Origin of the sequence: Modestobacter sp. VKM Ac-2985, from assembly GCF_026967925.1 — a bacterium.
GTDB lineage: Bacteria > Actinomycetota > Actinomycetes > Mycobacteriales > Geodermatophilaceae > Modestobacter.
In genome coordinates, this window is the sequence record NZ_JAPVBI010000001.1 from 1,910,122 (window position 1) to 1,919,881 (window position 9,760).

Annotated in this window: 9 protein-coding genes; all 9 read left to right on the forward strand. The window is 74.5% G+C overall.

Annotation, left to right across the window (positions count from 1 at the left end):
- Positions 1 to 72: 72 nt before the first annotated feature.
- From argC to tyrS, 9 genes are read left to right on the forward strand one after another with little or no spacing between them, the layout of a single operon-like run.
- Positions 73 to 1,113, forward strand: a complete 1,041-nt coding sequence (argC, locus tag O2V61_RS09130; RefSeq protein WP_269182971.1) for an N-acetyl-gamma-glutamyl-phosphate reductase — start codon at positions 73 to 75, stop codon at positions 1,111 to 1,113.
- Positions 1,110 to 2,261, forward strand: coding sequence for a bifunctional glutamate N-acetyltransferase/amino-acid acetyltransferase ArgJ (gene argJ, locus O2V61_RS09135; RefSeq protein WP_269182972.1), 1,152 nt, complete (start codon positions 1,110 to 1,112; stop codon positions 2,259 to 2,261). The genes argC and argJ overlap by 4 nt, the downstream gene beginning before the upstream one ends.
- The gene (gene argB / locus O2V61_RS09140; RefSeq protein ID WP_269182973.1) at positions 2,258 to 3,307 is read left to right on the forward strand and encodes an acetylglutamate kinase; all 1,050 of its coding nucleotides are present in this window, start codon (positions 2,258 to 2,260) and stop codon (positions 3,305 to 3,307) included. The genes argJ and argB overlap by 4 nt, the downstream gene beginning before the upstream one ends.
- Positions 3,304 to 4,494: an acetylornithine transaminase gene (locus tag O2V61_RS09145; protein WP_269182974.1), complete on the forward strand. Its 1,191-nt coding sequence runs from the start codon at positions 3,304 to 3,306 to the stop codon at positions 4,492 to 4,494. The genes argB and O2V61_RS09145 overlap by 4 nt, the downstream gene beginning before the upstream one ends.
- Positions 4,491 to 5,441, forward strand: coding sequence for an ornithine carbamoyltransferase (gene argF / locus O2V61_RS09150; protein WP_269182975.1), 951 nt, complete (start codon positions 4,491 to 4,493; stop codon positions 5,439 to 5,441). The genes O2V61_RS09145 and argF overlap by 4 nt, the downstream gene beginning before the upstream one ends.
- Positions 5,438 to 5,983, forward strand: a complete 546-nt coding sequence (locus O2V61_RS09155; RefSeq protein WP_269182976.1) for an arginine repressor — start codon at positions 5,438 to 5,440, stop codon at positions 5,981 to 5,983. Before argF ends, O2V61_RS09155 begins: the two co-directional genes overlap by 4 nt.
- Positions 5,980 to 7,422: an argininosuccinate lyase gene (argH, locus tag O2V61_RS09160; RefSeq protein WP_269182977.1), complete on the forward strand. Its 1,443-nt coding sequence runs from the start codon at positions 5,980 to 5,982 to the stop codon at positions 7,420 to 7,422. Before O2V61_RS09155 ends, argH begins: the two co-directional genes overlap by 4 nt.
- Before the next feature lie 5 nt (positions 7,423 to 7,427).
- Entirely contained in the window at positions 7,428 to 8,096 is a 669-nt protein-coding gene (locus O2V61_RS09165) for a DNA-3-methyladenine glycosylase (protein ID WP_269182978.1), read from the forward strand.
- Positions 8,093 to 9,394, forward strand: coding sequence for a tyrosine--tRNA ligase (gene tyrS / locus O2V61_RS09170; RefSeq protein WP_269182979.1), 1,302 nt, complete (start codon positions 8,093 to 8,095; stop codon positions 9,392 to 9,394). The genes O2V61_RS09165 and tyrS overlap by 4 nt, the downstream gene beginning before the upstream one ends.
- Positions 9,395 to 9,760: the final 366 nt, after the last annotated feature.

The window sequence follows — 9,760 nt, forward strand, 5'->3', positions numbered from 1 at the left end:
AGAACACGGCTCCGCGCGCAGCGGCGCACCACGAACTGCACGGTCATGCACGGTCGGGTATGGTCATGCACCGTGAACAGCCAACGGACGTGGACGGTCGGGGTCACCGGCGCCACCGGGTACGCGGGGGGTGAGGTGTGCCGGCTGCTGGCCGGGCACCCGAACCTCCAGCTCACCGGGGTGCATGCCAACTCGAGCGCCGGCCGACGCCTCGGCGAGCTGCAGCCGCACCTGCTGCCCTACGCCGACCTGGAGGTCCAGGGCAGTGACGCGGCCTCGCTGGCCGGCTACGACGTCGTCGTGCTGGCCCTGCCGCACGGGGAGTCCGCGGCGATCGCGGCCCAGCTGCCCGCCGACACGCTGGTCATCGACTGCGGCGCCGACCACCGGCTCAACGACCCGGCGGCCTGGGCCCGCTGGTACGGCGGCGAGCACGCCGGGCACTGGCCCTACGGCCTGCCCGAGCTCCCCGGTCAGCGCGAGCAGCTGACCGGTGCCCGGCGGATCGCCGTCCCGGGCTGCTACCCGACCTCGGTCACCCTGGCGATGGCCCCGGCGCTGGCCGCCGGGCTGGTCACGCCGGACGTGGTGGTGGTGGCGGCGAGCGGCACCTCCGGGGCCGGCAAGAGCGCCAAGCCGCACCTGCTCGGCAGCGAGGTGATGGGCTCGGCCAGCGCGTACGGCGTCGGTGGCGTCCACCGGCACACCCCGGAGATGGTGCAGAACCTGGCGCAGGCCGCCGGTGGGCCGGTGCGGATCAGCTTCACCCCCACGCTGGTGCCGATGAGCCGGGGCATCCTGGCCACCTGCTCGGCCCCGCTGGCCGACGGCGTGGACGCCGCCCGGGCGCGGGCCGCCTACCAGGAGGCCTACGGCGACGAGCCGTTCGTGCACCTGCTGCCGGAGGGCCAGTGGCCCACCACCGCCGCGGTGCTCGGCGCGAACACGGTGCAGCTGCAGGTGGCGATCGACCCGGACGCCGGCCGGCTGGTCGTGGTGGCCGCCGTCGACAACCTCACCAAGGGCACCGCCGGCGCCGCCCTCCAGTGCGCCAACCTGGCCCTGGGCCTCCCGGAGACCACGGGTCTCCCCACCGTCGGAGTCGCACCGTGACCGTCACCGCCCCGCAGGGGTTCCGGGCGGCCGGCGTCGCCGCCGGGCTGAAGTCCAGCGGTGCGCCGGACGTCGCGCTGGTCGTCAACGACGGGCCGGACGACGCCGCGGCCGCCGTCTTCACCACCAACCGCTTCCCGGCCGCCCCGGTGCTGTGGAGCCGGCAGGCGCTCGCCGACCACCGGCTGCGCGCGGTCGTGCTCAACTCCGGCGGCGCCAACGCCTGCACCGGCCCCGAGGGCTTCGGTGACACCCACGCCACGGCCGAGCACGTCGCGGCCCAGCTGGGCATCGGGGCCGTCGACGTCGCGGTGGCCTCCACCGGCCTGATCGGTGTCCGGCTGCCGATGGACGCCCTGCTCGCCGGGGTCGGTGCCGCGGTCGCAGGGCTGTCCGCCGACGGCGGGCCGGACGCCGCCCGGGCGATCATGACCACCGACTCGGTGCCGAAGACGACGGTGCAGACCGGGGACGGCTGGACCATCGGCGGGATGGCCAAGGGCGCGGGCATGCTCGCCCCCTCGCTGGCCACGATGCTCGTCGTCCTCACCACCGACGCCGTGGTGCCCGCCGAGGTCCTCCAGCCGGCGCTGCAGGCCGCGACCAGCGTGAGCGTCGAGCGGGTCGACTCCGACGGCTGCCTGTCCACCAACGACACGGTGATCGTGCTGGCCAACGGTGCGAGCGGGGTGACCCCGAGCGCGGAGGAGTTCACCGCCGCCCTGACCGCCGCCGCCACCGACCTGGCGATGCAGCTGCTCGCCGACGCCGAGGGCTCGACCAAGGACATCGCGATCACCGTGCGGAACGCGGCCAGCGTCGCCGACGCGGTGACCGCCGGCCGGGCCTGCGCCCGCAACAACCTGCTCAAGACCGCGCTGTTCGGCAACGACCCCAACTGGGGCCGGGTGCTGGCCGCGATCGGCACCACCGACGCTCAGTTCGAGCCCGACCAGGTGGACGTGACGATCAACGGCGTCACGGTCTGCCGTGCCGGGGCGATCGGCGACCCGCGCGAGGGCGTCGACCTGTCCGGACGGGCCATCACGATCGACGTCGACCTGCGGGCCGGCACCGAGCAGGCCACGATCTGGACCAACGACCTGTCCCTCGCCTACGTCCACGAGAACTCGGCCTACTCGACATGACCAGTGACCCGACCAGCAGCGACAGCCCGGCGCAGGACCCCACGCCGCCCGACGTCGCCCCCGACCTCGCCACCCCGCCGGCCCGGCGCTCGGTGGGCACTCACCGGGTCATGCGGACCCACGACCCCGAGGGCGACGCGCGCAAGGTCGCCGTCCTCACCGGGGCGCTGCCCTGGCTGCGGGAGTTCCACGGCCAGGTCGTGGTGGTCAAGTACGGCGGGCACGCCATGGTCGACGAGCAGTGCCGGCACGCCTTCGCCGAGGACATGGTGTTCCTGCGGACCTGCGGCATCCTGCCGGTCGTCGTGCACGGCGGCGGCCCGCAGATCAACGGCATGCTCAGCCGGCTGGGCATCGCCAGCGAGTTCCGCGGCGGGCTGCGGGTCACCACCGAGGAGACGATCGACGTCGTCCGGATGGTGCTGACCGGGCAGGTGGGGCCCGAGGTCGTCGGCCTGATCAACTCCTACGGGCCGCTGGCCGTGGGCTTGTCCGGTGAGGACGGCGGGCTGTTCACCGCCGAGCGGACGCACGCCATGGTCAACGGCGAGCCGGTGGACGTCGGCCTGGTCGGCGACGTCGTCGCGGTCGACCCCGCACCGGTGACCGCGCTGCTGGAGGCCGGGCACATCCCGGTCGTCGCCACCGTCGCCCCGGACGCCTCCGGCCAGGTGCACAACGTCAACGCCGACACCGCGGCCGCGGCGCTGGCCGTCGCCCTGGGCGCGGTCAAGCTGGTCGTGCTGACCGACGTCGAGGGTCTCTACGCCAACTGGCCCGACCGCGACTCCCTGGTCCAGAAGATCGACGCGACCGAGCTGGCCGAGATCCTCCCGACCCTGGACGCCGGGATGATCCCGAAGATGGCCGCCTGCCTGCGGGCGGTCGAGGGCGGGGTGCGCCGGGCCACCGTCATCGACGGGCGGCTGCCGCACGCCCTGCTGCTGGAGACCTTCACCACCGAGGGCACCGGGACGATGGTCGTCCCGGCCGGCACCGACACCACATCACCGACACCGACACCGGAGGGAGTGACCGCACCATGACGCACACCGAGGAGCTGGCCACCCGCTGGTCGGCCGTGATGATGGGCAACTACAAGACGCCGCCGGTGGCCCTGGCCCGCGGCGCGGGCGCGACCGTCTGGGACGTCGACGGCAAGGAGTACACCGACCTGCTCGGCGGGATCGCCACCACGATCCTCGGCCACGCCCACCCGGCGGTGGTGCACGCGATCACCGCCCAGGCGCAGCTGCTCGGCCACGTGTCCAACCTGGCCATGCACGAGCCCGGTGTGCTGCTGGCCGAGCGCTTGCTGGAGCTCGCCGGCCGGCCCGGCCGGGTCTTCTTCTGCAACTCCGGCGCCGAGGCCAACGAGGCGGCGTTCAAGCTCAGCCGGCTCACCGGGCGGCCCGAGGTGGTCACCGCGATCGGCTCCTTCCACGGCCGCACCATGGGCTCGCTCGCGCTCACCGGGCAGCCGGGCAAGGCCGCAGCGTTCGCCCCGTTGCCCGGCGGCGTGCAGCACGTCCCCTACGGCGACGCCGACGCCCTGGCGGCCGCCGTGGGCGAGCAGACCGCGATGATCCTGCTGGAGCCGATGCTGGGGGAGGGCGGCGTGCTGCCGGCCCCGCCCGGGTACCTCGCCGCCGCCGCGGAGACCGCCCGTTCCGCGGGCGCGCTGTTCGCCGTGGACGAGGTGCAGACCGGCAGCGGGCGCACCGGGCAGTGGTTCGCCCACCAGGCCGACGGCCTGCAGCCCGACGTCGTCACCCTGGCCAAGGCCCTCGGCGGCGGCCTGCCGCTGGGCGCCACCCTGGCCTTCGGCGCGGCCGCGGACCTGATGACCGCCGGTTCGCACGGCTCCACGTTCGGCGGCAACCCGATCGTCGCGGCCGCCGCACTGGCGGTGCTGGACACGATCCGCGACGAGGGGCTGCTGGAGCGGGCCAAGGAGATCGAGCACCGGGTCGCCGCGGGCGTCGACGCGCTGGGCCACGAGGGCATCAGCGGCGTCCGTGGCCGGGGCGCCCTGCTCGGCGTCGTCCTCACCGCGCCGGTCGCCGCCGCGGTCGAGACCCACCTGCGGGCGGCTGGGTTCCTCGTGAACGGGGTGGCCGCCGACGTCGTCCGGCTGGCCCCGCCGCTGGTCGTCACCGACGCCCAGCTCGACGCGTTCGTCGCCGCCCTCCCCGCCGCACTGGACGCCGCCCTCCGGGACGCGGACCGGTGACGGTCCGGCACCTCACCCGGGACGACGACCTCACCCCAGCCGAGCAGGCGGAGGTCCTCGCGCTGGCCGCCCAGCTCAAGGCCGGCCGGCACACCGCCGCCGCGCCCACCCCGCTGCGCGCGGCCAACGGCACCCAGCGCACCGTCGCGGTGCTGTTCGACAAGCCCTCCACCCGCACCCGGCTCTCCTTCGCCGTCGGGGTCACCGAGCTCGGCGGGCAGCCGCTGGTCATCGACGGCGCGGCCAGCCAGCTCGGCCGCGGGGAGTCGGTGGAGGACACCACCCGCGTGCTCGACCGGCAGGTCGCCGCGATCGTCTGGCGGACCTCGGGCCAGCAGCGGATGGACGCCATGGCAGCGGTCAGCCGGGTCCCGGTGGTCAACGCGCTGACCGACACGTTCCACCCCTGCCAGGTCCTCGCCGACCTGCAGACGGTGCTGGAACGGCGCACGCAGCTGGCCGGGCTGACCCTCAGCTACCTGGGCGACGGCGCCAACAACATGGCGCACTCCTACCTGCTGGGCGGCGCCCTGGCCGGCATGCACGTGCGGATCGGCTCGCCGGAGGCCTTCCAGCCCGATCCGGCGGTGCTGACCCGCGCCGGGGAGATCGCGGCGGAGACCGGCGGGTCGGTGCAGTGGACGGCCGACCCGGCCGCCGCCGCCGACGGCGCCGACGTGCTGGCCACGGACGCCTGGGTGTCGATGGGCCAGGAGTCCGAGCACGCCGCCCGGACCGGCCCGTTCGTGCCCTACGCCGTCGACGAGCAGGCGCTGGCCCGGGCCGGCGACGACGCCGTCGTCCTGCACTGCCTGCCGGCCTACCGCGGCAAGGAGATCGCCGCCGCGGTCATCGACGGGCCGCAGAGCGCCGTGTGGGACGAGGCGGAGAACCGGCTGCACGCGCAGAAGGCGCTGCTGCTGTGGTTGCTGGAACGGTCGCAGTGACCACGGCGCTGACCCGCTCGGCCCGGCACGCCCGGATCGCCGAGCTGATCACCGCCGGCCCGGTCACCTCGCAGACCCAGCTGGCTCGCCTCCTGGCCCAGTCCGGGGTCGACGTCACCCAGGCGACGCTCTCCCGCGACCTCGAGGAGCTCGGCGCGGTCAAGCTCCGCGGGTCCGACGGGGCGCCGGCCTCCTACGTGCTGCCGCCGGAGAACGCCCCGCTGCGTCCGGCGCAGTCGGCACCGGCCCGGCTGACCAGGCTGCTGGCCGACCTGCTCACCAGCGCCGAGGGCAGCGCGAACCTCGCCGTCGTCCGCACACCGCCGGGCGCCGCCCAGTTCCTCGCCTCCGGGCTGGACAAGGTGGGGCTCCCCGACGTGCTGGGCACGATCGCCGGGGACGACACTCTGATGGTCGTCTCCCGGGACCCCCACGGTGGCCCCGCGCTCGCCGCCCGGCTGCGCGCGCTCGCCGAGCGCGCCCGGCCGGCGCACGGGGACGACACCGACCTGCACGCCGACGTGGAAGAGAGCCAAGAGTGACCGAGGGCAACGCCGGCAGCCAGACCCGACTGTGGGGCGGCCGGTTCGGCGGCGGCCCGTCACCGGCGATGGCGGCGCTGTCGAAGTCCACCGACGTCGACTGGCGGCTGGCGCCCTACGACCTGGCCAGCTCACGGGCGCACGCCCGCGTGCTGGAGCGGGCCGGGCTGCTGACGGTCGACGAGCTGGCCAGGATGATCGGTGCGCTCACCGAGCTGTCCGCCGAGGTCGCCGACGGCACGTTCGCGCCCATCGAGGCCGACGAGGACGTGCACGAGGCGCTCGAGCGCGGCCTGCTGGACAAGCTGGGGCCGCTCGGCGGCAAGCTGCGCGCCGGTCGCAGCCGCAACGACCAGGTCGCCACCGACCTGCGGCTGTACCTGCGGCACAACGTGCGCCGGCTGGTCGGCGAGCTCGCCGCGCTGGAGAACGCGCTGGTCGGGCTGGCCCTGCGCTACCGCGACGTCGCCGCACCGGGGATGACCCACCTGCAGCACGCCCAGCCGGTGCTCATCGCCCACCAGCTCCTCGCCCACGCGCACTCGCTGTCCCGCGACGTCGACCGGCTGCTGGACTGGGACCGGCGGGCGGCGGTCAGCCCGCTCGGCTCCGGCGCGCTGGCCGGCTCCTCCCTGGCGCTGGACCCCGACGCCGTCGCCGCGGAGCTGGGCTTCGACCGGGCCGCCGACAACAGCATCGACGCGGTCAGCGACCGCGACTTCGCCGCGGAGTTCTGCTTCGTCGCGGCCCTGCTGGGGGTGCACCTGTCCCGGCTGGGGGAGGAGGTCGTGCTCTGGACGTCGACCGAGTTCGGCTGGGCGCGCCTCGACGACGCCTGGGCGACCGGGTCCTCGATCATGCCGCAGAAGAAGAACCCGGACATCGCCGAACTGGCCCGGGGCAAGGCCGGCCGCTTCGTCGGCAACCTGACCGGCCTGCTCACCATGCTCAAGGGCCTCCCGCTGGCCTACGACCGCGACCTGCAGGAGGACAAGGAGCCGGTCTTCGACTCCGTCGAGCAGCTGCTCCTGCTGCTGCCCGCGGTCACCGGGATGGTCGCCACCCTGACGCTGCGCGCGGAGGTGATCGAGGCCGCCGCCCCGCAGGGCTTCGCCCTGGCCACCGACGTCGCCGAGTGGCTGGTGTCCAACGGCGTCCCGTTCCGGTCCGCGCACGAGATCAGCGGCGCGATGGTCGCCTTCTGCGAGGAGGCAGGCCTCGAGCTCGACGAGCTGGACGACGACCAGCTCGCCGCCATCGACGAACGCCTCACCCCGGAGGTGCGGTCGGTGCTCACCGTGCCCGGTGCGCTGGCGGCCCGGCGGGCCCGCGGCGGGACGGCGCCGGAGCGGGTGGCCGAGCAGCTCGGCACGCTCACCGAGCTGGCGCGGCAGCACACCGAGTGGGCGTCGTGGTCGCCGGTGGCCGGGGCCCTCTAGCCGACGTGGCCGCCGACGTCCCGTCGTCCGACCGGCCCGGGCCTCTCCTCACCGAGGACGCCCTGCTCGGGCCGGTCGACGAGGTGGCCGGGTCGCTGCTGGGCTGCTTCGTGGTGACCGACCGCCCCGACGGCCAGGTCGCGCTCCGGCTCACCGAGGTCGAGGCGTACTCGGGGCAGGGGGAGGACCCGGCGTCCCATGCTCACCGGGGCCCGACCCCGCGGGCCGAGATCATGTTCGGTCCGCCCGGCCGGCTGTACGTGTACTTCAGCTACGGGGTGCACTGGTGCGCCAACGTCGTCGTCGGCCCGGCCGGGCGCGGCTCGGCGGTCCTGATGCGCGCCGGTGAGGTGCTGGTGGGGGAGTCGCTGGCGGCGTCCCGACGCCCGGCCGCGCGGGTGCCGCGGGACCTGGCGCGCGGTCCGGCCCGGCTCACCCAGGCGTTGGCGATCGGCCCCGACGACCGGGGGACGGACCTGCTGGACCCGGCCTCGCCGGTGCGCCTGCACGCCGGCCCCGCACCGGCCGGCATCTCGGCCGGACCCCGGGTGGGGATCAGCGTGGCGACCGAGCTGCCCTGGCGGTTCTGGGCGACCGACGCCGCCTCGGTGAGCGTCTTCCGGGCAGGCGGGAAGCCGCGGCGCCGGGGCCCCAGGCAGGATGGACGACCGTGACCTCTGCGCATTCCGTGATCGACGAGCTGCACCGCCGCGGGCTGATCGCCCAGAGCACCGACGAGGACGCCCTGCGCGCCCACCTCGCGGAGGGCCCGGTCACCTACTACTGCGGTTTCGACCCCACGGCGGCGAGCCTGCACGTCGGCCACCTGATCCAGTTCATGGTGCTGCGCGCCCTGCAGCGAGCCGGGCACCAGCCGATCGTGCTGGTCGGCGGGGCGACCGGGCTGATCGGTGACCCCCGCCCGTCGTCCGAGCGACAGCTGAACGACCCCACTCAGGTGGCGACCTGGGTGAGCGGGATCCGCCGCCGGGTGGCGCCGTTCCTCGACCTGCCGGCGGCCGAGCACGGGCTGCGGCAGCCGATCTACGTGGACAACCTCGACTGGACGTCGCCGCTGTCGGCGATCGACTTCCTCCGTGACCTCGGCAAGCACTTCCGGGTCAACCGGATGCTGGCGAAAGAGGCGGTCTCTGCCCGGCTGAACTCCGACGCCGGGATCAGCTACACCGAGTTCAGCTACCAGATCCTGCAGGCCAACGACTTCCGGGAGCTGTTCCGCCGGCACGGCTGCACGCTGCAGAGCGGCGGGTCCGACCAGTGGGGGAACATCACCGCCGGCGCCGACCTGGTACGACGGACCGAGGGGGGCTCGGCCCACGCCCTGGCCACCCCGCTGATCACCACGGCGGACGGCAAGAAGATCGGCAAGACCGAGGGCGCCACGATCTGGCTGGACCCGGAGCACACCAGCCCGTACGCGTTCTTCCAGTACTGGCTCACCATCGACGACGTCGACGCGCGGGCCTGGCTGCCGCTGTTCTCCGAGCGCCCGGCCGAGGAGGTGGCGGCGTTGATCGCGGAGTCCGAGGAACGTCCGGCGTCCCGGGCGCCCCAGCGCGCGCTGGCCGAAGAGCTGACCCGGCTGGTGCACGGCGCTCCGGAGCTGGCGCAGGCCGAGGCCGCCGGCCGGGCGCTGTTCGGCCGGGCCGACCTCACCGAGTTGGACCCGCAGACCCTGGCCGCCGCGCTGACCGAGGCCGGCGCCGTGGAGGTCGACGACCCGGCGCTGTCGGTGGCCGTCCTGCTCCAGCGGGCGGGCCTGGCGTCGTCGCTGACCGACGCGCGGCGCACGGTCAAGGAGGGCGGGGCCTACGTCAACAACGTCCGAGTCGGTGACCCGGACGCGGTGCCGGCGCCGGGGGACTGGCTCCCGGGCGGGTGGCTCGCGCTCCGCAAGGGCAAGCGCTCGGTGGCCGGCGTGCACTGCCCGGGCGCCGGTCGGACCACCTGAGCCGGGCGGTCCCGGCTCCGCCGCCCGCCCCGTGTGAACGCCGGGTGACGGCGACGTTCCAGCCAGGTGGCGGGCGTCACTCGGTCCGGGTTTGACACGTCCAGCGGAGCCACGTAACTTTCTCTTTGCGCCGGGAACGACCGCGAGGCCGGGACCGGGCGCCGAGCAGGACAACACAAGCCGGAGACGACGACCTGAGAGGGTCTGGTTCGCCGCGCGTCCGCTCCTTGAGAACTCAACAGCGTGCCGAAAGTCAGTGCCAAGTAACAAATCCCCCTTCGGTGTCTTCGGATGCTGATTGGGTTCCTTTGGTTGATTGAACGAGAGTGCCAACTCTCGGTCTCAGCTGCGATCAAATCATCTACG